Genomic DNA, 25228 nt, shown 5'->3' with positions numbered 1-25228 from the left:
GGATTCGCGACAACCTCCCCTCCCTAAACAGAAAAAACGACCTTGAAATTTCAAGGTCGCCAAATCCGAAATACTTAAAAGACTTTCTAGTTCGAGCTTTTCGTTACCGGAATCCAAATCTCGCTCCGATAGTCAGGGAGTGAAGTGTCAGGGCTCTCGTTCCACAAAATCTCTGGGCCTTCCGAAGCTTCGTAGCCAGAAGAGGGGAACCATTCTGAATAGATCTTCCCCCAAACAGATTGGAGCGTTTCGGGAAAGGGGCCTTTCGCTTCAAAAACTGCCCATGTCCCAGCATTGATAGGCAGAACATCAAATTTCTCTGCACCCTTTGTAGTTGAAGCGACGCCGATATAATGATCGAGCTCGCCCTTTTCTTCCATCCGGCCTTCTGAGAAGTTGGCTGAAGCACTGATGATGCCTTGGGGCTCGCTATCAGAGAGGCCTTTGAGTTCCGCTACAATTTCAGGCGTGAGTAGTGCGGTCATGTCGGCAATATCCGGATTGACCCCTTCAAACACGATGGGAACGCGTTTCTTAAAGCCGATTAATTGAAATGCTTCTTTTTCTACGATTCGGTAGTTCATTTCATCCGCTCCTTTTATAGTCAGTTGGAAAGACAGCCGTGGATAGGATTTGATTTGAAAGTTCCCGTCGCGAGCTTGCGAAGGTAGAATTCCGTGCATGGCTTGGAAAGCTCGTGTGAATGAGTCGGCAGAATCGTAACCATATTTGACCGCTACATCAAGTATGCGAAGTTGCGTGTTTTTCAACTCGAGAGCTGCTAGGGAGAGCCTTCTTCTGCGGACGTATTCTGAGAGCCCGATTCCCGCGAGAAACGAAAACATTCGTTTGAAGTGATACTCGGAGCAGTGTGCAATTTTCGCTACTTCTTGATAATTGATGGGATCTTGCAGATGCTCCTCGATATAGCCGAGAGCGTCATTCATCCTTTTCAACGAATCCATACAACGACCTCCTTTCTTCATCATCATATAAAATGCTATACCCCTCAATCCGACTATCGATGCCCGAGTTTGTCGTTTGAACCCTTTTCATCAGTCGATTTGAACGAGGACATGATAAAAATACGCAAACTTTTTAAACTCGGTTTTTCTGGAAAGGGTTTCTTCCAATTGGATCTGAAGACCTTCTTCTCCGGAAACGCCTTCGCAGTAATCCATAAACACGCTGAGTCCCCGCACCTGAATCTCCACATCACGTAACCACGACTCAATCTCAGTTAAAGGATGGAGAACACGGTCATCCACCTGCTTCTTTATAGTTTGCCCTATGAGCGAGTCAAACGGCTCAAACAGTTCGAGTAACCGCTCCAGGTCATCAGCAAAAGTGGACCACTCAATCCCTTCCGTGCGAAACGACTGCTCAATCGCTTTCGCAGCAGGGTTTTCCACAACTAGTGAAAGCTGACCACCCGGCTTCAGCTGCTCAACTAATTTCTGCAACACAAGTCGAGGCCGGTCGCTGTGCGCCAACACATTGTGGCATGTGATCAAATCAAATTTCTCATCAGTCGAAAACTTGTACTGCTCAATATTCGCAATCTGATAGTCGATTGATAGATTTTTAACCGAAGCGAGATAGCGACACCTCTGGATGACTTTGAAATGCTTATCGATCCCTAAAATCGCCGCCTCCTGATAACGAATTGCCAGTTCGCGAGTCAACAATCCTTCCCCGCAACCGACATCAAGAATCGCAGAATCCTCAGAAACCGCAGGTAACTGACGTAACAACAAACTATAAAAATGATGAGGAATGTAACTCTCCATAGGCGCCTCCACACGTTTCAAAACTTTATTTTAGTTTACCAGAGAATCATTGGAACTTTTTAACACAACTGTTCGTTTTATAGGAAAAGCTCGTACTACTACGGTTGAAGGAAGTCCAAATATGAAAAAATATAGTGTCCCCTTAGCTCTTTTCAGTAGCGGATTGTTACTACTTTACATGATTTTAGAGCTTGTAGAGGCCAGCACTTTTCCGTTCACAGTCGTTGTTTTTGTAAGTTTCGGACTGTCCTTGCTCCTTTCATTATATGTTCTGATCACGCAAAACTGGAGACCATTCGCTATTCAAATCAGTGTCCTGGTCTTCGCAGTATGCATCCCTCTTCTCTTTCAGGTCGAAGTGAACTACTATCATTTCTTAGATGATCGAGAGCAGCTTATCGAAATGCTTGAGAATGGGGAGCTCGAGAGGACTTCTGATGATGGTTCTAGTGTCAGCTATCTCACGCCAGATGCCTATAAGCGCGCAGTTGGTTCGAATCAACTCCCTGTAGTCAGCCATTATGAAAACGAATTTTATGTCAAATTTTGGGTGGATGAGCCTATCTTCAATCCGAACGGAGCGTTTGAAGGGTTTCTATATTCTTCGAATGGGGAGTTTCCCGCAACCGACAGCGCTCTGTATTTCTACGAATACAAACAGATCGATGCGAATTGGTACTATGTCTCGGATTACTCGAGCGATTTAGAAGAAAACTGTCTGTTCCTATGCGGGGACATGATTACAAACGACTAAAAACACAATTTGAGGATGAGCCATCATACAGAAAAACATTCTTTTACTTGCCCTATTTAGCAGCGGCAGATGGTCGTTTTACATCGGCAGATTGCTCCGAATCGTCGAGACAGATTTCGATGCGGGATTATCGTCGGCAGTTGATTGTTTTACGTCGGCAGATGGTCGTTTTACATCGGCAGATTGCTCCGAATCGTCGAGACAGGTTTTGGCTTTCTTTCTTTCACAAGAAATAGAGAAAGACAATCCATTGTCTATGGGAAGTTAAGGAGTATCTGCCTCAGTTAGTCGAGTATCGATCTTAGATTACGAAATATCGGCTGCAGTTCTTCAAGTATCTGCTACATTGCTGAGTATCTGCCGCAGCTGGTCGAGTATCGGTCTAAAATCACGAATTATCTGCTGCAGTTCCTCAAGTATCTTCTACACCTTAGAATACCGACAACGAACTAATCACTAGCGATAAGCACGTGGGAACCATTATTCTCCCACAAAAAAACCGACCTGTGAAAGGCCGGTCAGAAAAGTACTATTTATTTCTTCGGCAAGTTCATATAGCGGTTCTCGATCCACTGGTCGAACTTATCTTTGTGCTCGTATTGCATCACGTCGTACATCTCTGGATTTGTTGTGCTGAACTTCTCTTTAAATACATCCAAGTCGAACTCTTCCATTTCAAGCTCACGCTTCACTTGGTGGAACAGTTTCGTGAAGTCACTGTTCTTGTACTTCGTGTCTTTCTTAGTGACCACAACTTTCTTGCCTTCGTTCGTCGTATAGTTCATGCGGTTTGCGATGCTCGCTGCTTCTTCCTTTACGGCATACACGCGGTCATGCGTCGCTAGGCTGATCAGGACGTCACGCGTTTTTGGCGTATCGTGGTTCTCTAGCTCTTTGATAGCTTGCAGGCGTGTCTCCCAGCTCGAGCGGTCACGGGCCTTGCCGATCAGTTCTGTTACCGTTTGTTCTGTATGGTTTTCAGTCATCATTATCTCTCCTCATTCAGCTAGTCTACCTCTACGTGCGAATAGCATCCCTTCATTATAGTCGGTATTGGGAAGGTTTACAAATGCACGCGGAGAATCCACGAGAGTTAGTACCTGTACAAAGTATAGAGTGTAATGATGCATGCAAGAATCTTGAGTTACAGTTAACACAAACTACACTTCCCTGCTTTACTGGTTGCTACTAAAAGCTTTTAATGAAATCAAATGCCTTGCGTTCATAGCGCAATCCCTGTTTTTCTAGCTCGTTGCGAATCACTTGCATCATTTCCCGATCATCGAGATGATGATTCGTAAATTGAACGTCTCGTATGAAGGCAAGCTTGCTTTCCTTAGAGCTCGTAGCGAGAAATGCTTTTAGCAGCTCCACGTCAACATCTTCATCTTCCTTAACCTCGAATTTCGTATGTACTCCCTCTTCTCCCACTACACCAAGTCCATCAAGCGTTGACATGACGATTTGCTTCTCGCGAGCTGCTTTCACTTCGATTTCGATATACTCATAAATACTTTCAATGGGCTTCACATCAAATTCCTCTCGAATTCGTTTCAGTACATGGGATGTCTCTCTTTTGTAGTCATCATCCATCTCTTTATGAGACTTTTTAAAATCAGAAAGCATACGAGCGTAGTCTTCTTCAGTCTTGACTAGTTTAAAGTTCGCGACATCGATAGCATTCCCAGTCGTCCAAGCTAAATTCAAGAATTCACGAAAATTTCTAGCCACAATCTTATGTTGATCTCCGAAATCCATAGGTGCGATCAGCACAATGAAGGCTTCCTCGATGTCTTGAATTTTTCCAAAGTCCGTCAAGAGTCCGTAATGAATCCCATCTACACCAATACTTCCGAAAGGAATTACGTCGAGTGGCGTTACTTGATAATGCGTAACATCTTCACTCAATAGAAGGCCGAATTGATCAAAGAGTGAATAGCCTTCTTTTTGAAGTTTTTTGTCTAGAGTTTTTAGTTGGTTGTAGAGCTTGGGCATCTTGTAGTTTGGGTGCATGGATGGGCTCCTTTAGCGACTGGCGTTTTAGATAAGTATAATCCTTTAGCTAACTGAATTGACATTATTATCTAAAGAAACAACACGAAATTTTTTAGCCTATTGCTCCTACGAATCCAACAATGCTATACTTATCTCGGTTTTATGAATTCAATATTTTGTGGATGTTTTGTTCAGGTACTACAACATGTAGTTTAAAAGGGAAGTTAGTGAGAATCTAACGCTGTCCCCGCAACTGTGACGCTGACGAAAGCTCAAGAACCACTGTGCAGGCTGCACGGGAAGGGAGCTAGAGGATGACGCAAGCCAGAAGACCTGCCGAGCAAAACCGTTTGTTACGTTTCTTCGGGGATTGGGAAATGGAGACTTTCTTCATTTCGTTATGATGAACCGTTTCCATTTCCAAGCTGTCTCTTCGGAGGCAGCTTTTTTTGTTGGGAAACGTGGACACAAGATGGAAAGGAGCTTTATGACAAAAACGAAATCGAAGGCTCGCTACACGTGTTACCCGTTCATGCGCGAGAAAAGTTGCCTCGTCGATTACGAGATTCGCACGGATTCGTTGACGACGCGTATCGGCGAAGCGCTTGCTGTACTGCGAGACGAACAGCAGCACGAAGAAGTGGCGATTCTTGAGCACCTGCAGCCGCTTGCTTATCATGTGAACGGCTCAGTGCGCGGCCGTATGGCGATCACCCAGCAAGATCTAGACTGGCTCGATGGCGTCTACGACCGGTACATTGCACGGCGGGATGACTGGCAGAACTTCTATCTGCCGCAAGGTACAAAAGGCGCCGCTCTTCTACACGTGTGCCGGAGCGAAGCGAAGAAATCGTACCGGGCGTTGCATCACGTCTCAACAGAACGCGAAGTAGACGAGATGTTGTTCTCATTCCTCGGCTTGCTCGCAAACGTGTTCTTTGTCCTCGCAGTTGCCGTCAACGACAACCAAGACACTGAAGAAATTGTCTTTCACTCAAAATCATATGGAAAAGGATGACGCACTCATGAAAAAATGGCTCACAGCAGCAGCTGCCCTGACACTCTTTCTAGCAGGCTGCCAACAACAAGAATCTTCACAAGCAGTAGAACAACCGGAATCGACCGAATATACGGTGACTGATGACCGCGGCGAAGACGTGACGCTACCGGACGTACCGGAGACGATTGTGTCTTTGCAGCCAAGCAACACGGAAATCCTCTTTGATTTAGGTGTCGGCGACAAAGTGGTTGGCGTTACGGAATTTGATACATACCCAGCAGAAGCTGCGGATATCGAGCGCATCTCGGACTCTATGACCATCAATGCAGAACGCATCATCGAGCTAGACCCGGATGTCGTCATCGCCTACACAATCGGGGATGACCTGCAGATCGCACCACTTGAAGAAGCCGGCATTCCTGTATTTGTGATTGAGACAGCTGCTACTTTTGAAGACGTCTACGGTGACATCGAACAAATCGCGACTGTCGTCGGTCAAGAAGAACGCGGTGACGAGCTCGTCGACGAAATCAAAGCACAAATAGATGGGGTGACAGAAAAAGTCGCGTCACTCGAAACGAAGAAACTTACGTACTTTGAAATCTCCCCTGCTCCAGACATCTGGTCTGCTGGTGAAGGCTCATTCCAACAAGAGATCTTGAAAGCAGCTGGTATCGAAAACGTATTTGCTGACCAACAAGGCTGGTTCAACGTCTCGGCTGAAAGTATCATCGAGAAGAATCCAGAAGTGATTTTGACGACTGTGAACTATGTCGAAGACCCAATCGGTGAAATCAAATCGCGTCCTGCATTTGACAGCATCACAGCAGTTAAGGAAGACGCGATCTTCCAAGTCGATAGCGACATCATGAGCCGTCCGGCGACTCGTATCGGCGAAGCGGTGGAACTTGCGGCGAAGACCGTGTATCCAGAGCTGTTCAAGTAACGGAGACGCCACTTAAGGCATCAAGCAGGATATGCGGAATGGTGCGCTCTGTCACAGAGAGCACCTTCGCTGTTTTGTAGAGAGGGAAATCATACCCCGTCAACCGGTAGCGATTGACGGCGACCCGGAACACCTGGCCTTGCTGAATATCGACGCCGTTCACTTGACACGAAATCAAACGAGCGCCTACAGGCTGGCTGAAGTCGAATGCATAGTCGATACCGCCCCATACATCGAAAACATAAGGCGCGGGAGCCAGTTCTGGAAGCTCCGTCGCAAAACAGACCGCTCCCGTTTCAGGGTGCTTCGCAAAAACAGCCGCTCCTTGTTCGAGGAGGGACCGGACGTCACGTCCTGTCAGTTCAATGACATGGAGCGGCGCTTTGTGAGGCGTATGCCGCAGCACGTCTCGGCGTGTCACAGGTCCGAAAAAGCCCCCACTCTCGAGATACGGCATCTCAAACACCGTGAGCTCCGCTACAGTCGCTTTGACAAACACGTCGTGAATGAGCGCGTGAAATGGCTGCTTCTGAAGACGCGCTTCAAGCATTCCGGAAAACCGTTCATCCACTGCCACATCTGCGATGACTTCATCAAGCCACGCGTCTGCAAGCGTCGGTTCTGTGGTACGCTGAGTAGATAGCGAGACGAACTCAGCTGCGACTTTGTAACCTTCACTCGACTGATTGATTGTAATATCCATATAGCCCGTGGCATGAGACCCTGGTTGGATGACTTTCACACCGTTCACAACGCTGTTTATTCGCAGGTGCTGGTGGCCTGTGATCAACAAGTCGATGTCAGGAAACGCTTCCGCAATAGCAAGTGCTTCGTTCTCAGTTGGCGCACCGTGAAATGGCACACCGCTATCAGGGTCTTTCGAGAACCCACCGTGGTAACTGACAATCAGGATATCTGGTTGCTCCTCCTCGCGAATGACCGAAATCCATTTTCGCAGTGCGCCTAATGGACTTGAAATCTCAAGGTCACGAAGTTGTCCCGTCTCATCCCATTCCCTGACCATCGAAGTCGTGAGACCGAGGATAACGACTTTCACTCCCGAGACGTTGCGCACCGTGTACGGCTTGAACCCGGAGACGTTCGCACAGATCCATTCGAACTTCGCAAGGCGCCGCGCTTTCTCAAACGTCTCGTACGAATGCGTAAAATCGTGATTTCCTGGAACGGCGACTGTCACGACTTCATCCGCAAGTTCTAGAATCGGTGGCCAGATGGCGTTCTCTTCGTAATAGAACGCCTCCGGACTGCCGTAAAAAAAATCACCGTTATCAAGCACCAGATCATAGTTCTTCGTTTTCAATTCGTGGACAAGAGCACGATAGTTGCGCTCCTCACCGTGGACATCACTTGTGACCGCCAGTCGGATCATGTGAACACCTCTCTCCTTGAGGAGTAGTATACAAAACCGCAGGAGGAATCTCTATGCTTATTTTTATTTCAGGGGGCGCCCGTAGCGGGAAAAGCCAATACGCAGAACGGTTAGCCGCCACTCTGACTGGCGCGCGTCCCCCGCTCTACATCGCATCCGGCCAAGCACTCGATGACGAAATGAAGGCTCGGATCCAGCATCATAGGGACCTGAGAGACCAGTCGGGCATTCTTTGGGAGACCATTGAAGTGCGAGACGAACTGACGCCACTCGACCGTCCGTTTTACAAAGAGCAGGCCGTTCTCTGGGACTGTCTGACGACGTGGCTCGGCAACTTTTGGTTTGCGGATGTAGATAAACATGCTCTTGTCGACGCATTGAAACACCAGATCCTCACATGGAAAGAAGCCGGTATTCCGGTGATTTTGGTATCGAACGAAGTGTTCGATGAACCGGTCTCGGTGTATCCGGAAACGGAAGAATACCGCAACTGGCTCGGCTCGCTTCACCAGTGGATCGTGAAAGAAAGTGACGCCAGCATCGAAGTCGTCTTCGGGCTGCCTAAAGTATGGAAGGAGCCAGCCAATGAAACAGACTCTCAGCGGATTGCCGTTAGCCTTACAGTTCTTTAGTCAAATCCCCATCCGTATGAACTTGCCGATGACGAAGCAGTCGGTGACGGCGATGTTTTTGTTCTTTCCACTCATTGGGCTGCTTGAAGGGGCATTATTGTTCGGAATATCAAATATCGCTCCTACCTCGTTCCATCTGTTTCTCGTAGCGACCTTGCTGCTTCTCGTGCGTTTGGCGTTTACAGGAGGATTGCATCTAGACGGACTTGCCGACACAGCCGATGCTTATTTTTCGTATGGTGATATAGCTAGACGCCAAGAGATTTTAAAAGACCCACGCATCGGGGCATTTGGTGCGATGGCAATTGGCATGGCGCTGTTATTGCGACTCGCCATATACCTACAACTGCTGACTGCAGATGTCTCACTCCTCTACTTTCTTGCAATACCTGTTCTGATCCGGAGCGGGATGACTCTCTATTTGATCAGTACGACTCCCGCGAAAGCTTCTGGGATGGCGCACTTTTTCAGAGAGAAGTTTCATTATGGCGTACTAACTATAGGGCACTTTGCGTGGCTTCTGGCCGTAGTGCTTATAGTTCCGAAGATGCTTCTCGTAGCCGCTGCACTTCTTGTGTTCCTCTGGTTATTCAAGTGGTGGACGCGCAAACACTTCGGCGGCTCGTCCGGAGACATGTGCGGGGCATTTGTGGAAGGAGGCGAACTGGTGCTATGGCTCGTTCTACTCAGCTTTTTGTGATGCGGCATTTGCCGACAGCAGGGAACCGGAATAAACAGTACATCGGCTGGACGGATGAACCAATCGTCTCAAGCGATGTAATACCACTAAGTAACGCATCATTTCAAATACATACGAGTGACCTCAAACGGACCCTCGAAACGGCGAAAAGGTATTTTCCGAATGCGGAACTTGTAGAGCATGATGCGCTCCGTGAACTACACTTCGGAGACTGGGAGCAAAAGACTTATGCCGAACTTTGTGAGGATACGACTTACCAGGCATGGCTTGATAATCCGTTTGAGGTCACAGCCACAGGAGGCGAATCGTTTGAGACATTCAACAAGCGAGTTACGGAAATTATCGAAGACCTTTTGAACGCTGCATCAGGTCCTCTTATTCTCGTGGTCCATGGAGGCGTCATTCGTTTGCTGAAAAGCCTGTGGACCGAATCAAATTTCTTAGAAGCACACGCAACACATGATACCGTGGCACACTTTACACTAGAAAAGCAGGAGGAATGGCTATGCACATCGTACTCGGAGGTGCCCATAACGGAAAGCGCGCGTTGGTTCGCGACTACCTCGCACGAAACGGACTGACCTCTACGTGGCTTTCAGATAGCATCGAAAACTGGGACCAAAAAACGGACGTCCTCGTCATCGATAGCATCCCACAAGTCTTGTTTCCCATAACTCGCGAACAGCGTATCAACTGGCTAGAAACTTACATACTACCTACTAGTAACGTCATTTGGATTATCGAAGATGTCTCACGCGGCATCGTTCCGATGGAGAAACACCAGCGCATTTACCGAGATGAAAGTGGTCGCATCACGCAGCTTCTCGTTGAAAAGGCAACATCCGTGACCCAGGTGTGGTACGGCTTAATCGAGATGCGAAAAGGAGAATCGCCATGGGAGTAACACGAAACTGGACGCTCGCTGCCCTATTTATTGCACTTTGTGGCATCGGCGCTTTATTAAAAATTCCTGGTCCGTTTAGCAGCGTGGCATTGGATCTTGCCCCGGCACTGATCAGTACGCTGTTTTTAGGTCCTGTCTGGGCTGGCGTCATCGCTGCTTTCGGCCATCTGATTTCTGCTTTCACGGGAGGCTTGCCGCTTGGGCCATTCCACGCGATTGTAGCTCTGGAGATGCTAATAATCGTCCTAGTGTTCGGTCTAATGATGAAGCGAGGCTGGCGTTCTGCAGGCTTTTTGTTCGTAACACTCGCTACAGGGCTTCTTGCGCCATTGCCCTTCTACTTTTTGATCAGCCCTGCACTGTACTTGACTCTCGTCCCGATTTTACTAGTGGCCACCGCTATCAACTGCGCTGTCGCCTGGATCGCTGTGCCGTTCTTGAAACGCATCAAGCCCCGTGAGGTGATTCGATGAGACATGCTGTTTCTTTAGGTGGTGGTCTGTGGATGGGGATGGACAACTCAGCAGGCATTGGCGAGAAACCACAAGACATCATACAAGCACCAAATAAACTCGTCTCCTATATGGCCGCTCGTGTAGCGCTACTAGAACTATGGTGTGCTGGTGCTGAACCGAATACCATTCTGTTGACGAACTTTACAGGAGAGTCAGCGTGGCAAGACTACGAGAAAGGCATCCAGCAAGTGTTCGATGAAATCGAGACTCCCTTACCCCCTCTTGCAGGCAGTACGGAATCCAATATCGAGACGCTTCAGTCGGGTCTGGCCGTTCAGTTGATTGGACGCATCACACAGGATATCGACACGTGCGGTGACTGGTATTTGATTGGCTCCCCTTTAGTTGGACAAGCCGTTCTCGAGCGAGCTGATGAAGTCGTGTCGTTAGGTGAGTTGCAAAAAGCACGTCAGTCTGGTGCTATTTCGTACGTGCATCCATGTGGTTCTGGTGGCGTTACGAAGGAATTGGAGCGGCTAGGGATTGTTGCTTCTGTTGAGGTTCCTGAGGGCAGTGCGGGACCTTCTACTTGTGTGTTGGTTCGGTCGAGTTTAGAGGAAGTCGAATTGCGAAAGAGGTTTACTGCTCCTGTTTTGAAGTTAGGATAAGCTGACAGCTGGTACCTGCGCTAAAATTGGTGCCATCTTCCAAATGGTGCCTGTAGTCTAGCTCCCAAATAATAGAGTCGGTACAAATTATACAATTTGATTCTTAAGGAACTGCTGCTAATACATGTTTGGGGACAGATATTGCAGGCGTTTCTGTCCGCGTACATTGTTGTAATAGGCGATGTATTTATGCAGGTCCTTCTCGATCTGATCTAGTCCATCCATCGATGAATGGAATGGGAACTCGGTCTTCAAATGAGAGAAGAAGCTCTCAATCACCGGATTGTCCCAACAGTTTGCCTTTCGAGACATGCTCTGTGTGAACTTCAATTCCTGGGAGTGCCGTCTAAATTCCCTCGAACGGAACACGGACCCTTGGTCTGTATGGATGACGAGACCTTCCAAGGTATCGACATCGCGAGAGCGAACTGCAGCTTGCAGCGTATCGGTCACTAAGTAGGCATCGGGATTCAATGACAACCCAAAACCAACCACTTGGCGGTCGAAGAGGTCGAGTATCGCACATCCATAGAACTTCGTGTTGAAATAGTTGAACTCCGTAAGGTCTGCTACCCACTTCATGTTGGGCAACAAGGCGTCAAAGTCCCTTTGTAGGAGATTCGGAACGACAGTGTCCACTGTATATTCTGCTAAGAGGTTGTTGCTCCTCTTCTTACGAATCTTAGACTGTAAGTTCAGTTCTCCCATCAGGCGTGCCATTCGCTTATGGTTGATGACGACATTGAAATGCGCTTTCACAACACCAGCGATGGATTTGACGCCGATCGTTCCATTTGAACGACGGAACACCTTACTGATCAACTTACAGTCCTCGATATCTCGTTTAGATGAGGTGGGTTTCGGACGTATCAGATAAGCTAAAATCCAGATTCAGAGACTTCAAGAGCACGACAACAGCTTTTTACCGTGTACTCTTCTCTTAACGAGATGATCGCTTCGAAACACTTTGATTTTCGCTCGCCTCGAGAGAGGCCCGGAACTTTTTTAGAATCTCGATGTCCTCCTGGGCCTCATAATATTTTTGTTCGATCACACGAAGACGCTCTAGCTCTTCGATGGGCGTTTCTTTTTTACTTTTTGAAGGAGCTTTTGTCTCTAATCCTGCCACTCCTTCAATCTGATAACGCTTTAACCAATTGTTCAGAGTGCCTAGGGATATGTTGTTCATGATTGCAACTTCCATTCTTGGGACACGTTCGTCAATCAGCAGATTGACCGCCTTCAGCTTCGTCTCAAGTGGATGGTGCTTTGATTGGCTTCTTTTTCTTGGCATATCTACTCAGCCCTTATACATGATTTATACAGTTTATTTTACTCTATATCTCTACTTTAAGGGGGGTGACCACTGTGCACGACACTATTCTGATTATGAAAGACAATTACATAGACATGCGAAGGCGACCTTGGTAGATCAAGGTCGCCTGAATAATTATAAAATTGTAGTGTATTGTGCGGTGCACAGGTACCGATTTTGAATCGTCTCCATTATAGGTCACTGTATATGGAATTGCAATATAGAAAATATTTTACAGTTGTTAGGTCTATTTTCGTGTGAAGATTAGTCGATTGGTTTTAGATCTCCGTTCAAGATTTTGATGATAGCAAAGTTATCGTCTCCAGCACTGTTTAAATACAGATCGTCATTGCCTCCCCACTCTGTACGTAGCCCATCACTTGTTATATTTTGTGTCCACTTTGAATAGATCGGAAGATACGGAACGGTTTCATTCACAGTATACGCAATCTTTTCAACGATTTTTTTCTGAGCGTCCTCATCCCAGCCACGAGTTGATTCTGTGAGCAATTGCTCTAAGTCAACAGTACCTGCTTCTTTCGTCTGTTGCGTCATCTCATAGCCTAAACCTTTCGGAGCATTTGCATTGCTGACAAGCAGCGGTGTCTCATAAGCAAAGAACGGATGCGGTTGCCCCGTACCAAAGAAGGAGAGAGCCACATCAAAGTTTCCGTCGTTAATATTGGACTGACGTACAAGCGGGTCGATTCCGTCAAATGTGGCATCGATTCCAAATGCCGTCAATTGCTGAGCAACTTCAGCAGCAGCTGTCGCCGCATCGGTCCATGTAGCAGGAGCTTGGATGGTCAAAGTAAATGGAGAACCATCTGGCTTCTTCCACTTGCCGTCCTCAAGCGTCAATCCAGCAGTTTCTAACAGTTCGGTCGCTTGGTCCAGATCAACTTTGTAGTCGATCAGCTTTGACGGATCAATCCACGTTTCCGTCATTAAGTCTCCCATACCTGATACATATTTCGTACCTCGCGTAATTCCAGGTAACGCTACTTCTCCGATACTATCTCGGTCAATAACATAGGCGAGCGCTTGTCTGACCTCGACTTGATCGAATGGTTCTTTTCCTGCATTGAAATACATCGCGAGTCCATCCACACCTTGTAGTTCTAGCGTATCATAGCCAGCGCCTGCAAAGGTTTCCATCGATGCAGCAGGGAATTGATGTGTCAGATAGTCGATACGTTTATTCAAGACTAACGGTGTCAAATCGGGAACATCACCGTTGTAGACCACCACTTTATCAAAATTCACCGTATCCGCTAAGAAGGAACTCTCATTTTTTACAAGTTCCACATGGGACTGGCTGACATTGGCAGGATCTAAGTAATAGGGACCTGTCGCATTGACCGTTTCAGGACGGAAGTTCGTAAAGTCTGCTACAAGCTCTTGCCATTTTGCAGATGTCTCCTCTTCTCCTGCTTCAATCAACTCGTCTACTTGAGTTGCATACGCCCCGTAAGTTTCCGTATCCACAATCGGTTTTCGCAAAATGTAACGATAAATCATCGTCGTCTCTTCACGAATATGGAAAGCTACTTCCTGGTCATTGACGACCTCTACTTCATCGATATAGTTCCATACAGGATTCCCAGCTAGTTTATACATCAGAAATGTCGTGCGAACATCCTCCGCCGTGAAAGGAGTTCCCGAATGCCAGACGACATCGTCTTTCAACTTCACAATCAATTGTTTCTTATCCTCAGATAACTCCCAGCCATCCGCTAACAGCGCACTGTAATCATCTGACACAGCATTGTATGTAGCAAGCGGAAGCTGATGGAGCTCTCTATAAAATTTCAAATCGATGGCATTTGCCACAAACATGTTGTAATGTCCTGTAGGTACTGTCGCATAAGGCCATCCACCGGCAAATTCAGTTTCTTTATTTGGACTTTCCTCTCCTGTTGACTGTTCATCTGAACACGCTGCTAGAAAAATAACAGCTACTAAAAGTAAAATCCAAAACAGTGTCTTTTTCGTTACTAGATTTAGATGGTTCATACGTGTAACCCCCATTCTTATAGTGGTGAATCTGACTTCCTGTACAAGTGACAAGCTACATAATGACCAGTAGTTGATTCAATCTCTGGCGGTCGAAGACGATCACATAGTCCCTCGATCTTTTGTGGACATCTCGGATGGAGCGGACAGCCTTGAGGGATTTGTGTAAAAGATGGAATGTCCGTACCACCTAATACATACGTCTCAAATTCGGAAGATTCGTCTAGCAATCCTTTATTCCCGGCAGCAGCAGATAAGATGGCTTTTGTATAAGGATGGAGCGGCTGCCCAATTAGTTCTTCTGTCTGGCCTTTTTCGATGATTTTACCAAGATACATCACCATGAGTTGTTGATTTTGAGCGAAGTAGCGTCCTAATGCAAGATCATGTGTAATAAAGAAATAGGAGACATTCGTTCGCTCTTGAATTTCTTGTAACGTCTTCAATAGATTGATTCGTAATGAGGTATCGATCATACTGGTCGCTTCATCTACAACAATCAGTTTGGGATCCATGGCAAGTACCCTAGCAATCGATACACGTTGTCTTTGGCCACCTGACAAGTGAGAAGGATATTTATCAACAAAGTCGCTGACCGGCGTAAGTCCGACAAGTTCTAACAGGCGAGTCACTTCAGGATACAATTCAGCAATCGTTTTCATTTTTTTGTGCTTGCGTAACGGATTCGCAAGAATATCAAATACCATGGTCGTCGGATTTAAAGATTCGTATGGGTTCTGGTGAATCAATTGGACATCTCTACGGAATTCTTTCTTTTCTTTTTTCGAAAGCCGAGTGACATCCTTCCCTAAAAACGAATAGGTCCCTGTTGTAGCAGGAAGAAGGCCTGCCAGAACCCGACCTAGAGTCGTCTTACCACAGCCAGACTCTCCCACAACACAAAGTGTCTGTCCTTTTCCAAGCTGAAGCTGAATCTCCTGCAAAATAGAAACAGGAGGTTGTCTCTTGTGTTGAAAGTCTTTAGATAGATGATGCACCTCTAGTAGATTTTTCATATATCACACTCCCAAATATGGATGCCAACACGCATATTCATGCTGGGAATCCTGACTCGTTGTCATTGGTGGCATTTGTTCTGTGCAAAGACTGCTCTTGCGGTGGCAACGTGGCGCAAAAGGGCATCCACTAGTTTGTTCAATCAAATCGGGAGGCGTTCCTGGAATTGACACCAGCTCCCCCTGCTCAAGAGCAAGCTTTGGCATAGCATCAATCAATCCTCTACTATAAGGATGTTTCGGCTGTTGGAAGAACGATGCCACAGGAGCCGTCTCGATGATGCGCCCTGCATACATCGTCACGACTCGATCTGCTAGTTCCGAGACGATAGATAAGTCATGTGTGACAAACAAGTAACTAAAACTAAATTCCTCTTTTAACTCATTTAACAGGGCGACCACTTTTTCTTGCGTCAAAAGATCCAGTGCAGTCGTTGGTTCATCCAGAATGACTAATTTCGGTTCAAGAAGTAGTGCCAAAGCAAGTAAGGCACGTTGTTTCATACCACCTGACAACTCATGTGGATAAGCGTTTAACACGCGCTCCGCATCCAACATCACGAGAGTTAGGAGCTTTTCTGATTTCTTGAGAATCTCTTTCTCCGTCATCCGTGGATGATGCGCTTTTGCAGCATCTATAAAATCCATACGCACCTTTTTCACCGGATTAAATGAACTTTGCGACGCTTGGAACATCATGGCAATCTGGCTCCACAGTAAGGTGCGAAACTTCTTTTTCTTCAGAGTCAATAGATCCACTGTGTTTCCGTCGCTTTGTTTATATAAGATTTCACCCTCCGTCACTCGTGCTCCTAACGGAAGGATGTCTACAATAGCTGTTGAAAGAGTTGTTTTTCCACATCCCGACTCTCCAATCAACGCGACCGATTCATGTTCATGAATCACTAGAGAGGCATCATTGACTGCTTTCAAATATCCTCGTTTTGTTTTAAATGAAATAGAAAGATTTTCAATCTCGAGTAACGGTGTTGTTTCCACAGAATTCCCCTACTTTCGTAACGAAGGATGAAAGACATCTTCAAGAGATTTACCAACCCATACAAGGGACACGATCAGCAAACAAATCATCAGGGTCGGCGCCAAAATGTAAACGATTGAATCTGGATTGTAAATGACGCCTTGCGTCCAGGCCTGATTGATCATCACTCCCCAGTTTTGCTCTAGTGGAAGGATGCCCAAGAAGACAAGACCGACTTGCGCGTAAATTGTAGCCTTCATCAGAAGTGTATAATTGATGGCAATAAAGCCAATTAGATTCGGTGCGATTTCTTTAAAAACGATATGTGAAAGTGAGAGATCTTGCATAAATGCCGCTTCAATAAAAGGGCGCTCTTTGAGCGATAACACTTCAGCTCGAATCGTTCGGTACAACCCTGCCCATGACAAAATGGCGAGTAGGACAGCAAACGTCACACTATTCAATGTAATGAAAGCAGAGAGTACGACGAGGAGTGGAAGTCTTGGTATAGAGAGCCACACATCAGCTAGCAACAACAGCAAACTATCTACTTTCCCACCGATAATCGCAGAAAAGGCTCCTAAGATCACTCCGAGAAAAATACCTAACGTAGCTGTAATCAATGCCATGACCAGAAGGTCCCGACCTCCATTTGCAATCTGTGCAAAGATATCCCGACCTAAATGGTCTGTACCTAAAATATGCTCTGTACTTGGGGGTTGAAGAATGGCGGCTGCATTGGATGCGCTATCTACTGGAAATACCCAAGGCGAAATGACTGACAGAATACAAATTAATGCCAGAATCACGAACCCTATGAAGCCCGAGACATCATGAAAGATGGCGTAGCGTGCTTGAACCAACGTTTTTTTCCATTTGCTTGACTGTGAAATCGTTTGAAAAACTGCTGGCTGTGTCATGTGATCGCCCCCTTAGTTGCTTTGATTCGGGGATCCAGTACCGCATAAAAAATTTCCGCAAGAAAACTGCTGACGACAATGGCGATGGTCATGATGAGGAAAATCCCTTGCATCAGAGGATAGTCTTGTCCACTCGTTGCCTTTAACAGCTCCAGACCGATTCCCTGATAGACAAACAATTGCTCAATAATGAGCGATCCTCCGATAATAAATCCAAGTCGCATCGCAAACTCGGTGGAGATAGGCAACAACGCATTTCGTCCGACATAGGCCGTCAAAATTCGCCGTGGTTTGATGCCTCGTACTTTGGCAAGTGTCACATAGTCTGCGGATAATGTGCTGATTGTACTTCCTTTCATAAGTAGCACCCAGATCCCCACTTGAGAGATCGCATAGGTGAGAATAGGCAACAAGCCGTGCACGAAGGCATCTGTCAGAAAAGCGAGATTCCATCCAGGAGTGACTCCGATGCTGTAATTTCCTCGTAGCATATCAATCGGTAAAATCGGATTTCCTCCACCCCATGTCACAACGCCAAATAAAATCAGCAAAAAGATAGCAATGAGAAAGTCAGGAATAGAACTTAAGAAGGAAGAAACTCCTGAAACAACTGGTTCATACCAGCGGTCTCTTCGATAGGCAAGCAGCGCTCCTGCACTTATCCCAATGACGAAAGATAAAAGCAAACCGGACCCTACAGTGAAAAGTGTCCATGGCAAGCGTTCCGCGATAATAGACATAACGGGTACACCTGGAGAAAGAAGAGAATTCCCAAAATCGAGCTGTATCACTTTCAAGAGATAGGCTCCGTATTGTTCGAGTAGCGATTGGTCTAAGTCCATTGAAAATAAGAAAGATGCTTGTGCTTTTGCTTCTTCTGCGCCTAATCCATATTGAACCATTTGAGTTTCAATGTACCGATCGATTGGGTTCGAAGGCATCAAGCGGATCAAAAAGAAGATAATCGTTGTGACAAGCCAAATAGTAAAGAGCATTTTGAGAAGACGATTTACAATAAATCGGATGGTGGTTTGCATGGTTATCTCGCACCTACCTTTGCAATGAAGTCATCCACAAAGTGATGGATGGAAAGAAACGCTGCTCCTTTCCCGGGATGAAGAGTCTCTTCTCCCAGTGCAAACTCAATGTTATAAGGAAAGTCGTATTCTCCAATCCACCGATGCAGTATAGTCAATTCCTCATCGGTGATTTCTGCTAGGTAGCTGCCTGTAAACACTACTTTTTCGGGGTCTAATAAATAACTAGATGTAGCAATATGGGGCATTAGTTCTTGAATCATCGTATGTAAATAATCCGGCTGTCGGCGATTGGCAATCTCGGCAAAACGAGTGCCTTTATAAAAGAATTGGCCAGCCGCTCCGTTTTTTCCTTTATAGAGCTGACCATGCAGTAGGATGGAACATCCGATACCGAATGGTTCTTTGTTCAGCATGTAGATCAGAACATTTCCGTGCTCTTTTTGTTGTGTGACTTGATAATGGATGGCTGTACAGTGTGCATCATTTTCAATTGCAAGGGGCAGTTCAGGAAAGTGGCCGCGTAAACGCTCAGTGAGTCCCACCATCTCCATCCGTTCTTGCTCGCCTTCGCGGAGACCAAATTTGATTTTGTCACCTTCCAGCACCAATCCGTTGATTGCGATACCTATTCCTTTGATCGGTACCTCGTTTGTTTGCTGTTTTCCTATCATCCGAACGATAGTTTCCTCAACATCATGTGGTGAATCGATTTTTTCTTCCATTTCAGCTAGTACGTCTCCGTCTAAACCGATTCGAAATAGCTGAACAGCAGGACCTTCTACATAAATCCCTAGAAATTGAGCAAAAGTATTATTTAGCGTCAGTAAATTTCCCGGTTTGCCCGGGCCTCTATCGTGACTGATCTTACCTGTTGAAATGAGGAGACGCTCTTTCAGCAAGTCGTTGATCAGATAAGACACTGTGGATGGTTGAAAGGCTATCAAATTCTTTACCATGCTCTGTGTTAAGGGCCCACGCTGTCGAAAGAGAAGGATGATAGTTGCTAAATTTTTTCGGCGTTCGTTTTTTCTATTCACTCCGTCTCACCGTCCTTTTAGATACACTACTTATTTAGTTCAAATTTTGAATTAATTATAGTCCTTCAGCGTTTTCCATGTCAACCAATTTTTAGAATCCTCTAATTTATCTGATATTTTTACGAAATCCATTACAAAAATTAGATAGGGAACCCTGTTTATCTTTCCATATTTTTGAGTAAGAGAATTTGCATGACCAAAATTGGAATTACGCATTGACCTCACCACATTGCAGTTTACAAAACTCAATTAAGAGCAGCTTGATGGAAGTAAACTGATTGCCTAACCGCTTGTGAAAGAACAGCAGATTCGTTATGTGAATGGGGATGCACGGTAAACTTTTCCAAAATCCCCCTATCGTGTGCCTGTTCCAAAATATCCCTATTGCGTACCTGTGCGCCAAACTACTCAGATTAGTCACGACAATTCTATAAATATAAAGAAGGAACCCCGTCGCAGCAAGGTTCCTTCTTTCTTTATGCAAATTGTGTTGAATTGTGTAATGCACAGATACAGATAAAAGAATACCTATTCTTTATGTGCAATTGCCAAAGCAATCGACGATAGACCAACCACTACAGCAAGCGGCAAAGCTTTCGGCATCATAAATCCTGGAGCATAATCTGATAGGTATACAATGATGAGACTGATGGTTGCTACTAATACGATCCCCAACAAAATCCATTGAATAATTTGTTTGTTCATTTAGAGAACCCCTTAACTAATATTTGTAAATAATAGTAGCATATAACTCATTACTATTAGCTTAATTTCAAAAATAATTTTTATAGCGGTACTTGCCAGTGGACTTTACATCACTTGTTGCGCTACCAGAGCAATCCCGATACCAAGCCGACTTACTAATTGTGTCAAAACATGTTGCATTTTCCTACTAGATGACCGATTATGAAAGGAACATATGAATTTGAGAGGAGGCCCTTTTGTGAAGAATGTGATGAAGCTAGTGTTGATACTAGGAATCTTTTTAGTAGCCGCGTGTTCAGAAGAAGCAGCTCCAGTAGAAGAAGCGGCTGAACCAGAAGTGTTGAACTTTGAGTGGTCGAGTGAGCAAGAGATTCCGCAACAACTCGCCTATGAAGTGAAGAATCTTGTGCAGACAGCTGTTGTCAGTGCACCTAACTCTCAGTTTCTTTCAACCATATTCGAAGCCGAGGATCCTGAAATGCCTTTTATCGATCTGGTTGTTGAGGTAAAGAATCTCAAACAAGACAAACAACTAGTCACTGAACTTCTAGACATTCGCTTTTTGGTGAACGAACAAGAATATCCTGTTTTTGTGCAGGTGGAAAAAAGAAACGGAAGTCAATTTGAGGACGGTGAATACAAATCTGTCGAGCCACTCACATCCACCATCGTTCACTACATTGCGTCCGTCCCAACTTTGCAACCTGAAGATGAACTCGTCATTCAGGCAACTATGAACGAAGAAGTATATGAAACTACCCTCTCCCTTAAGGAATTTGAGGCGTCTCGAAAGAACATCACGCTCGGTGATGAATTAGAAGTCCCACAATATGCAAAGCTCGCCTTAAAAGATATCTATTACACAGACGGTCTTTACCCACCCGATACCAGCTGGTTTCATACGTATTACACACCTGAATCCGAAAACAATACGTACTTGATCCTTGAAATGCTGGTGGAAAACTTAAAATCTTCGGATCTTGCTAGTGATACCATCGTAGCAGCGAAAGTCACCTACGAACGCTACTACGAATATACGGGCAGTTCCACATTATTAGGTGAAGATGAGACAGACTTTGATGATACGTCGATCACATCTATCCCTTCACTGAATGAAAGAAAACTCTTCTATCTTTTAGAAGTTCCTAAAGAACTAGTTGGAAAAGAAGCGGTCGTCTCGATTTGGTTTAATAATGACTACCACTACCTAGCGCTTCCAGGAAATCTAGAAATGAGAGAACCGAAAGCTTTAAATCAAGTTGCACAACAAGAGGCTGAGGAAGAGCAAGCCGAACAGAGCGCTTCGCCCTCTGAAAATACTTCTCAAGAAGAAGCATCCGAATCTACGTCAAGTGAACCCACAATCCGCAAAGGCCATAACGCCATGACAGAACAAGAAGTCCTAGATTTGATTTCTCATAACGAAGGAATTGATTTTTCCACACATACCTACGAAATGTACTTGAATTCGGATGATTACTTAATCATTGAGGTGGGTCAAGGCGAGATGGCTGTCGGAACTTACAAGATCGACAGTGATGGAACGCTACTGCAGTTTGATGTAAGCACGGGGAGTTATCATCCAGCGCAGGATGTGGAGTATGGTGGATCTTAAAGTGCAATAGGAATCAGGAGTCTTTTGGACTCCTGGTTTTTTTGTGGGGATTTTATTTGGTGCCTGTCACCCACACAATTCATACACAATTTATAAATACTCATATACCCCTACAACAACAAGGGTATCATTGGATTTCTATACATTTGTAGCGTATATTCTGATTTTTTCCGGTGACAGGCACCTTCTTACCATAAATACTCAAAGACCCCTGCAACAGCAAGGGTATCATTGGATTTCTATACATTTGTAGCGTATTTTCTGATTTGTTCCGGTGACAGGCACCATCTTTTTATGAAGTCGTGTCATTGAGTGAGTTGCATCAGGCGCTGAAGTCTGGTGCCGTCTCGTATGTGCATCCATGTGGATCGGGTGGGATTGCGAAGGAATTGGAGCGGTTAGGGATTGTTGCTTCTGTTGAGGTTCCAGATGGGAGTTCGGGGCCTTCCACTTGTGTGTTGGTTCGGTCGAGTTTAGAGGAAGTCGAATTGCGAAAGAAATTTACTGCTCCAGTTTGCAACTATTATAGTTAAAAATAAGAGAGAAACTGATAGTCGGATTACTCGACTACCAGTTTCTCTCTCTCGATTTCTATAGTATCAGGGCCATAGTCTTCAAAGTTGTAGTCGAAGTAAATCGTGGTTCCACATTCCAAATCCTCCACATCAAGAGACAGACCATCAATAGTCACAATCTCGAAGGTTCCTATCCGTTTGATTCGCACGTCTTTCGCGAAATCTTCATATCCTAGACCATTTGCTTCTGCGTATTCAACATATGGCTCTGTAATGTCGATATTGATAAACTCGTCATCCACTTCCATAAGAAAACCAGCAATCGGGTCGTTCAGACCTTGAAGCTGCTCTTTGGTCAATGTTTTATCTGGCATGCAACCGGAAAGCATTATGCTAAAGATAAGAAATAATAAAACAGAAAGTTGCTTTTTCACACTAGTAGCTCCTAACCTTCGCATAGTGGAGTGATGAATAGCTATAAGCTTTTAATACTCCAGCTACTCTTTGTAAAGAATAGCATACGCAATGGAACAGAGACCGATTACGAGTGCCACGGGAATGGCTTCTGCCATCAATACTTCTGGAATATAGTCTGCGGTGTAGACCCAGATCAATTTTACAGTTGCTACAATTATTATCACTAGAAAAAACCACTGGATGATTTGTTTGTTTATTAAAAGAACCCCTTAACGTTGCAAAACTTGAAATCAAGATCATCAAGGGAAGACTGATAGCGAGGAGCAGTTTAAAACCGACAACCATAGCATTCGAGAAACTGTTTCCTATCGAACTAATTTGTATAGCAACTTTATTTTCTGACTCTTGATACGAGTACCGTTTCAATCCCCCTCTAAATCGAGCCATCGCATGTTCTACTAATAAAGACTGAGTATGATAATTACTTCTTGTTTGTTTGTTTTTCTTTCATTCGGTAAACCAGTAATTTGTTGCTATAAATAGCCTAGCGAATTGTAAAATACTTAATTAAAGACTTAATTGTGATAATCAATAGTGCTATTAAAACCAGTGTGAAGAGAAGAAAGAAGATATCCACCGGACCACCTCATCATTTTTGTTTAAGTATAAAATTAGCGGTAATAGGAATTTGTTTAAAAGGTCGGATTTTGGTGGTTTTTAGAGAATTAGCAAAACTTTTGGAGTTAACTTCAATTGCTTAGCAATATGAAGAGATATTATAGAGATCAAAATCAGCTAGATAATTCTAGAATGGTAGTGTATTGTGTGATTCATAGGTGCCATTTTCACTACCCATCTCATAACTATTGGAGGTCTTTTAATGCAGATCGAGTTCATTAATAACACACTATCGACGATGCTATTAGACTGTATTAGTCACTACCCAGAACAAGGAAAACAAAAGGAGTGTTTCGGACTCATTTTTGGTGAGCAAAGTAAGGAGGCTATTGGTGAGTATACATTTCCGGTAGCAAATGTACTTGATAAAAACGATTCAAGTGTTTTGGCAGATGAAGATATTAATGACATTGTAAAAGAAGCTCGAAAACTAGTGGTAACTAGTGACTTTGTTGCGTGTTATCATAGTCATCCCTATGATGAGGAATTTGAAGATATGGCTAATCCTAGTATTGGGGATCTTAGAGTCGCCAAAGCTATCAATTCTACTATTGAAGTTATTTTTGCTTTGGCAAAAATAAAGGGTGGTGACTCAACATCCCCATTAAAGCTCAACTACATACAGGAGACGCAGTATCGATTTCTAGATAAAAAAGGTGCGAGATTTGATTCAATTCCGAATGACGAATATTTGAATGATGATGGGAATGTAATAGTGGGTACTTATAAAGATTATGTATTTAGAGTGCATGCTTATCAATGGACAGGAAAAGCCTTAGAGGACATAAAATTGTACTCATCGGAAGTGGAATTGAACATGGTATTAAGTAAAGCAGGGTTGTCAGTTGAAAATTTACCAAAAGAAGCCATGTATTATGTGAGGAAGTTAGAGTATTCTTTACGACTAGCGAATAAAGAAAAATACAGCGAAAAAATCCCTTATTTACTTGAGAAAATAAAGTCAACGTCTTCAACACAGCTCTTATGAATTAAAAATTAGAGGAGATCGAGAGACGGATTTAGTGACTTAGAGTGTTAGAAGATGGTTAGATGGAAGGTTTAGTGTAAATCACAATTAGATGAAGAAGCTAAGGCGACCTTTAGAGATCAAGGTCGCCTGGATATCAATGAATTGTAATAATGTATAGTATGGTTTATTATACGGTATCTTAAGAGCCCAATGATATCATTTCATTTGACTAAACTAACTGAATTTAGTCTGTGAAGCTAGAAATTCCAATTAATTTTGAAAAGACTCATTCTATCTCACTGAACGACTGTTGTATATCGGAAGCTTTGGTCCATTTATAAAGGCACTTTCCATTTCCTTACGTCCAATCTTCAATTCAAAATAAGTGACCTTCAAATTATCTAAGGCGTATTTAGTAATTGCCTCTTCAATAGATGGATGATATTTTTTCACTGAACTTGATATGGAATAGTGTTCGTGATTTTGGAATAGCGCCTTACCTAATTTTCGACGCAGTGTGTGATTATATGTATTCCTCAAATCCTTCATTCTTTTTTTCAAGTTTGCGCTTTCGCCGACATAGACAATTTCATTTAAATGAAATACGAAGTAGATTCCAGGTGCACTCGGTGCCATTTGAAGCCAATCGTCAGAATAGAGAGGATACTCTGTTCTCTCTTTCAAAGAATTTTGAATTTGCATAAATAAGCTATTATAGAAATTCTCTTGTTCGACTAAATCAAGTTTTATCAACGTCAAACCCCCAATTTA

Annotated in this window: 30 protein-coding genes and 1 riboswitch; of the genes, 12 read left to right on the top strand and 18 right to left on the bottom strand. The window is 44.5% G+C overall.

Features of this window, described 5'->3' with window-relative positions:
- Nucleotides 1-86 precede the first annotated feature (86 nt).
- Together CQS04_RS07330 and CQS04_RS07325 are read right to left on the bottom strand one after the other, a co-directional pair.
- Nucleotides 87-965, bottom strand: coding sequence for an AraC family transcriptional regulator (locus tag CQS04_RS07330; protein WP_100353507.1), 879 nt, complete (start codon nucleotides 963-965; stop codon nucleotides 87-89).
- Between the two features lie 90 nt (nucleotides 966-1055).
- Complete coding sequence (locus CQS04_RS07325) at nucleotides 1056-1790, bottom strand: class I SAM-dependent methyltransferase (protein ID WP_100353506.1); 735 nt, start codon at nucleotides 1788-1790, stop codon at nucleotides 1056-1058.
- A 121-nt stretch (nucleotides 1791-1911) separates the two neighbouring features.
- Here CQS04_RS07325 and CQS04_RS07320 point away from each other — a divergent pair, with 121 nt between their 5' ends.
- Nucleotides 1912-2544, top strand: coding sequence for a hypothetical protein (locus CQS04_RS07320; RefSeq protein ID WP_100353505.1), 633 nt, complete (start codon nucleotides 1912-1914; stop codon nucleotides 2542-2544).
- Between the two features lie 78 nt (nucleotides 2545-2622).
- Here CQS04_RS07320 and CQS04_RS13775 read toward each other — a convergent pair whose 3' ends face one another.
- The 3 genes from CQS04_RS13775 to CQS04_RS07310 form a co-directional block, all read right to left on the bottom strand.
- Nucleotides 2623-2790 carry a hypothetical protein gene (locus CQS04_RS13775; protein ID WP_165775490.1) on the bottom strand — a complete coding sequence of 56 codons (168 nt, stop codon included), beginning with the start codon at nucleotides 2788-2790 and terminating at the stop codon, nucleotides 2623-2625.
- 287 nt (nucleotides 2791-3077) lie between these two features.
- Complete coding sequence (locus tag CQS04_RS07315; RefSeq protein ID WP_100353504.1) at nucleotides 3078-3530, bottom strand: HEAT repeat domain-containing protein; 453 nt, start codon at nucleotides 3528-3530, stop codon at nucleotides 3078-3080.
- A 202-nt stretch (nucleotides 3531-3732) separates the two neighbouring features.
- Nucleotides 3733-4557, bottom strand: a complete 825-nt coding sequence (locus CQS04_RS07310) for a hypothetical protein (protein ID WP_100353503.1) — start codon at nucleotides 4555-4557, stop codon at nucleotides 3733-3735.
- A gap of 157 nt (nucleotides 4558-4714) precedes the next feature.
- A riboswitch (cobalamin riboswitch) is annotated at nucleotides 4715-4894 on the top strand.
- A gap of 132 nt (nucleotides 4895-5026) precedes the next feature.
- Here CQS04_RS07310 and CQS04_RS07305 point away from each other — a divergent pair.
- Nucleotides 5027-5557, top strand: a complete 531-nt coding sequence (locus tag CQS04_RS07305) for a hypothetical protein (protein ID WP_100353819.1) — start codon at nucleotides 5027-5029, stop codon at nucleotides 5555-5557.
- A 7-nt stretch (nucleotides 5558-5564) separates the two neighbouring features.
- Nucleotides 5565-6485, top strand: a complete 921-nt coding sequence (locus CQS04_RS07300; protein WP_100353502.1) for an ABC transporter substrate-binding protein — start codon at nucleotides 5565-5567, stop codon at nucleotides 6483-6485.
- Here CQS04_RS07300 and CQS04_RS07295 read toward each other — a convergent pair.
- Nucleotides 6478-7875: a bifunctional metallophosphatase/5'-nucleotidase gene (locus CQS04_RS07295; RefSeq protein ID WP_100353501.1), complete on the bottom strand. Its 1398-nt coding sequence runs from the start codon at nucleotides 7873-7875 to the stop codon at nucleotides 6478-6480. The two genes, CQS04_RS07300 and CQS04_RS07295, sit on opposite strands and share 8 nt — an antisense overlap.
- 53 nt (nucleotides 7876-7928) lie before the next feature.
- On the opposite strand from CQS04_RS07295, the gene CQS04_RS07290 reads away from it, so the two are divergent.
- The 6 genes from CQS04_RS07290 to CQS04_RS07265 are packed head-to-tail and all read left to right on the top strand — an operon-like array spanning nucleotide 7929 to nucleotide 11234.
- Nucleotides 7929-8507 (top strand): bifunctional adenosylcobinamide kinase/adenosylcobinamide-phosphate guanylyltransferase, encoded by a 579-nt coding sequence (locus tag CQS04_RS07290; RefSeq protein WP_100353500.1) that lies wholly within the window; start codon nucleotides 7929-7931, stop codon nucleotides 8505-8507.
- Nucleotides 8461-9207: an adenosylcobinamide-GDP ribazoletransferase gene (gene cobS, locus CQS04_RS07285; RefSeq protein WP_100353499.1), complete on the top strand. Its 747-nt coding sequence runs from the start codon at nucleotides 8461-8463 to the stop codon at nucleotides 9205-9207. Before CQS04_RS07290 ends, cobS begins: the two co-directional genes overlap by 47 nt.
- Nucleotides 9180-9788 (top strand): histidine phosphatase family protein, encoded by a 609-nt coding sequence (locus tag CQS04_RS07280; protein ID WP_100353498.1) that lies wholly within the window; start codon nucleotides 9180-9182, stop codon nucleotides 9786-9788. Before cobS ends, CQS04_RS07280 begins: the two co-directional genes overlap by 28 nt.
- On the top strand, nucleotides 9713-10111 hold the full coding sequence (locus CQS04_RS07275) for a bifunctional adenosylcobinamide kinase/adenosylcobinamide-phosphate guanylyltransferase (protein WP_165775489.1): 399 nt from the start codon (nucleotides 9713-9715) through the stop codon (nucleotides 10109-10111). Before CQS04_RS07280 ends, CQS04_RS07275 begins: the two co-directional genes overlap by 76 nt.
- Complete coding sequence (locus CQS04_RS07270; protein WP_100353496.1) at nucleotides 10102-10584, top strand: ECF transporter S component; 483 nt, start codon at nucleotides 10102-10104, stop codon at nucleotides 10582-10584. Before CQS04_RS07275 ends, CQS04_RS07270 begins: the two co-directional genes overlap by 10 nt.
- Nucleotides 10581-11234, top strand: coding sequence for an alpha-ribazole-5-phosphate synthase (locus CQS04_RS07265; RefSeq protein ID WP_100353495.1), 654 nt, complete (start codon nucleotides 10581-10583; stop codon nucleotides 11232-11234). The genes CQS04_RS07270 and CQS04_RS07265 overlap by 4 nt, the downstream gene beginning before the upstream one ends.
- Before the next feature lie 117 nt (nucleotides 11235-11351).
- On the opposite strand, the gene CQS04_RS07260 is transcribed toward CQS04_RS07265, so the two are convergent.
- From CQS04_RS07260 to CQS04_RS13770, 9 genes are all read right to left on the bottom strand, one after another.
- Nucleotides 11352-12104 carry an IS3 family transposase gene (locus CQS04_RS07260; RefSeq protein ID WP_281257845.1) on the bottom strand — a complete coding sequence of 251 codons (753 nt, stop codon included), beginning with the start codon at nucleotides 12102-12104 and terminating at the stop codon, nucleotides 11352-11354.
- A gap of 70 nt (nucleotides 12105-12174) precedes the next feature.
- On the bottom strand, nucleotides 12175-12528 hold the full coding sequence (locus CQS04_RS07255; RefSeq protein WP_100353493.1) for a helix-turn-helix domain-containing protein: 354 nt from the start codon (nucleotides 12526-12528) through the stop codon (nucleotides 12175-12177).
- A 285-nt stretch (nucleotides 12529-12813) separates the two neighbouring features.
- Entirely contained in the window at nucleotides 12814-14565 is a 1752-nt protein-coding gene (locus CQS04_RS07250) for an ABC transporter substrate-binding protein (RefSeq protein WP_165775488.1), read from the bottom strand.
- A 17-nt stretch (nucleotides 14566-14582) separates the two neighbouring features.
- Nucleotides 14583-15581 carry an ABC transporter ATP-binding protein gene (locus tag CQS04_RS07245; RefSeq protein ID WP_100353491.1) on the bottom strand — a complete coding sequence of 333 codons (999 nt, stop codon included), beginning with the start codon at nucleotides 15579-15581 and terminating at the stop codon, nucleotides 14583-14585.
- 3 nt (nucleotides 15582-15584) lie between these two features.
- Complete coding sequence (locus tag CQS04_RS07240; RefSeq protein ID WP_100353490.1) at nucleotides 15585-16580, bottom strand: ABC transporter ATP-binding protein; 996 nt, start codon at nucleotides 16578-16580, stop codon at nucleotides 15585-15587.
- A 9-nt stretch (nucleotides 16581-16589) separates the two neighbouring features.
- Nucleotides 16590-17480: an ABC transporter permease gene (locus CQS04_RS07235; protein ID WP_100353489.1), complete on the bottom strand. Its 891-nt coding sequence runs from the start codon at nucleotides 17478-17480 to the stop codon at nucleotides 16590-16592.
- Nucleotides 17477-18517, bottom strand: coding sequence for an ABC transporter permease (locus CQS04_RS07230; protein WP_100353488.1), 1041 nt, complete (start codon nucleotides 18515-18517; stop codon nucleotides 17477-17479). The genes CQS04_RS07235 and CQS04_RS07230 overlap by 4 nt, the downstream gene beginning before the upstream one ends.
- A 2-nt stretch (nucleotides 18518-18519) precedes the next feature.
- Entirely contained in the window at nucleotides 18520-19476 is a 957-nt protein-coding gene (locus tag CQS04_RS07225; RefSeq protein WP_165775487.1) for an ROK family protein, read from the bottom strand.
- A gap of 609 nt (nucleotides 19477-20085) precedes the next feature.
- Complete coding sequence (locus tag CQS04_RS13770) at nucleotides 20086-20262, bottom strand: hypothetical protein (protein ID WP_165775486.1); 177 nt, start codon at nucleotides 20260-20262, stop codon at nucleotides 20086-20088.
- A gap of 238 nt (nucleotides 20263-20500) precedes the next feature.
- Here CQS04_RS13770 and CQS04_RS07220 point away from each other — a divergent pair, with 238 nt between their 5' ends.
- On the top strand, nucleotides 20501-21877 hold the full coding sequence (locus CQS04_RS07220; RefSeq protein ID WP_100353486.1) for a hypothetical protein: 1377 nt from the start codon (nucleotides 20501-20503) through the stop codon (nucleotides 21875-21877).
- A 302-nt stretch (nucleotides 21878-22179) separates the two neighbouring features.
- The gene (locus CQS04_RS13675) at nucleotides 22180-22410 is read left to right on the top strand and encodes a hypothetical protein (protein ID WP_165775485.1); all 231 of its coding nucleotides are present in this window, start codon (nucleotides 22180-22182) and stop codon (nucleotides 22408-22410) included.
- A gap of 26 nt (nucleotides 22411-22436) precedes the next feature.
- Here CQS04_RS13675 and CQS04_RS07215 read toward each other — a convergent pair whose 3' ends face one another.
- Together CQS04_RS07215 and CQS04_RS13765 are read right to left on the bottom strand one after the other, a co-directional pair.
- On the bottom strand, nucleotides 22437-22826 hold the full coding sequence (locus CQS04_RS07215) for a hypothetical protein (RefSeq protein WP_100353485.1): 390 nt from the start codon (nucleotides 22824-22826) through the stop codon (nucleotides 22437-22439).
- A gap of 63 nt (nucleotides 22827-22889) precedes the next feature.
- Entirely contained in the window at nucleotides 22890-23033 is a 144-nt protein-coding gene (locus tag CQS04_RS13765) for a hypothetical protein (RefSeq protein ID WP_165775484.1), read from the bottom strand.
- A gap of 656 nt (nucleotides 23034-23689) precedes the next feature.
- Between CQS04_RS13765 and CQS04_RS07210 the strand changes: the two genes are divergently transcribed.
- Complete coding sequence (locus CQS04_RS07210) at nucleotides 23690-24475, top strand: MPN domain-containing protein (RefSeq protein ID WP_100353484.1); 786 nt, start codon at nucleotides 23690-23692, stop codon at nucleotides 24473-24475.
- Between the two features lie 273 nt (nucleotides 24476-24748).
- Here CQS04_RS07210 and CQS04_RS07205 read toward each other — a convergent pair whose 3' ends face one another.
- Nucleotides 24749-25210 carry a GIY-YIG nuclease family protein gene (locus CQS04_RS07205; RefSeq protein ID WP_100353483.1) on the bottom strand — a complete coding sequence of 154 codons (462 nt, stop codon included), beginning with the start codon at nucleotides 25208-25210 and terminating at the stop codon, nucleotides 24749-24751.
- Nucleotides 25211-25228 lie beyond the last annotated feature (18 nt).

This window comes from Chryseomicrobium excrementi (assembly GCF_002798305.1).
Taxonomy (GTDB): domain Bacteria; phylum Bacillota; class Bacilli; order Bacillales_A; family Planococcaceae; genus Chryseomicrobium; species Chryseomicrobium excrementi.
Note: the sequence above shows the minus strand (reverse complement) of the source record. Positions and strands in the feature narration are given on the sequence as shown.

Bases quoted from the DNA above. Each gene is read 5' to 3' on its own strand.
- CQS04_RS07330 (WP_100353507.1), bottom strand. From the start codon at position 965: ATGGATTCGTTGAAAAGGATGAATGACGCTCTCGGCTATATCGAGGAG.
- CQS04_RS07325 (WP_100353506.1), bottom strand. From the start codon at position 1,790: ATGGAGAGTTACATTCCTCATCATTTTTATAGTTTGTTGTTACGTCAG.
- CQS04_RS07320 (WP_100353505.1), top strand. From the start codon at position 1,912: ATGAAAAAATATAGTGTCCCCTTAGCTCTTTTCAGTAGCGGATTGTTA.
- CQS04_RS07315 (WP_100353504.1), bottom strand. From the start codon at position 3,530: ATGACTGAAAACCATACAGAACAAACGGTAACAGAACTGATCGGCAAG.
- CQS04_RS07310 (WP_100353503.1), bottom strand. From the start codon at position 4,557: ATGCACCCAAACTACAAGATGCCCAAGCTCTACAACCAACTAAAAACT.
- CQS04_RS07305 (WP_100353819.1), top strand. From the start codon at position 5,027: ATGACAAAAACGAAATCGAAGGCTCGCTACACGTGTTACCCGTTCATG.
- CQS04_RS07300 (WP_100353502.1), top strand. From the start codon at position 5,565: ATGAAAAAATGGCTCACAGCAGCAGCTGCCCTGACACTCTTTCTAGCA.
- CQS04_RS07295 (WP_100353501.1), bottom strand. From the start codon at position 7,875: ATGATCCGACTGGCGGTCACAAGTGATGTCCACGGTGAGGAGCGCAAC.
- CQS04_RS07290 (WP_100353500.1), top strand. From the start codon at position 7,929: ATGCTTATTTTTATTTCAGGGGGCGCCCGTAGCGGGAAAAGCCAATAC.
- cobS (WP_100353499.1), top strand. From the start codon at position 8,461: ATGAAACAGACTCTCAGCGGATTGCCGTTAGCCTTACAGTTCTTTAGT.
- CQS04_RS07280 (WP_100353498.1), top strand. From the start codon at position 9,180: ATGGCTCGTTCTACTCAGCTTTTTGTGATGCGGCATTTGCCGACAGCA.
- CQS04_RS07275 (WP_165775489.1), top strand. From the start codon at position 9,713: ATGCACATCGTACTCGGAGGTGCCCATAACGGAAAGCGCGCGTTGGTT.
- CQS04_RS07270 (WP_100353496.1), top strand. From the start codon at position 10,102: ATGGGAGTAACACGAAACTGGACGCTCGCTGCCCTATTTATTGCACTT.
- CQS04_RS07265 (WP_100353495.1), top strand. From the start codon at position 10,581: ATGAGACATGCTGTTTCTTTAGGTGGTGGTCTGTGGATGGGGATGGAC.
- CQS04_RS07255 (WP_100353493.1), bottom strand. From the start codon at position 12,528: ATGCCAAGAAAAAGAAGCCAATCAAAGCACCATCCACTTGAGACGAAG.
- CQS04_RS07250 (WP_165775488.1), bottom strand. From the start codon at position 14,565: ATGAACCATCTAAATCTAGTAACGAAAAAGACACTGTTTTGGATTTTA.
- CQS04_RS07245 (WP_100353491.1), bottom strand. From the start codon at position 15,581: ATGAAAAATCTACTAGAGGTGCATCATCTATCTAAAGACTTTCAACAC.
- CQS04_RS07235 (WP_100353489.1), bottom strand. From the start codon at position 17,480: ATGACACAGCCAGCAGTTTTTCAAACGATTTCACAGTCAAGCAAATGG.
- CQS04_RS07230 (WP_100353488.1), bottom strand. From the start codon at position 18,517: ATGCAAACCACCATCCGATTTATTGTAAATCGTCTTCTCAAAATGCTC.
- CQS04_RS07225 (WP_165775487.1), bottom strand. From the start codon at position 19,476: ATGGTAAAGAATTTGATAGCCTTTCAACCATCCACAGTGTCTTATCTG.
- CQS04_RS13770 (WP_165775486.1), bottom strand. From the start codon at position 20,262: ATGAACAAACAAATTATTCAATGGATTTTGTTGGGGATCGTATTAGTA.
- CQS04_RS07210 (WP_100353484.1), top strand. From the start codon at position 23,690: ATGCAGATCGAGTTCATTAATAACACACTATCGACGATGCTATTAGAC.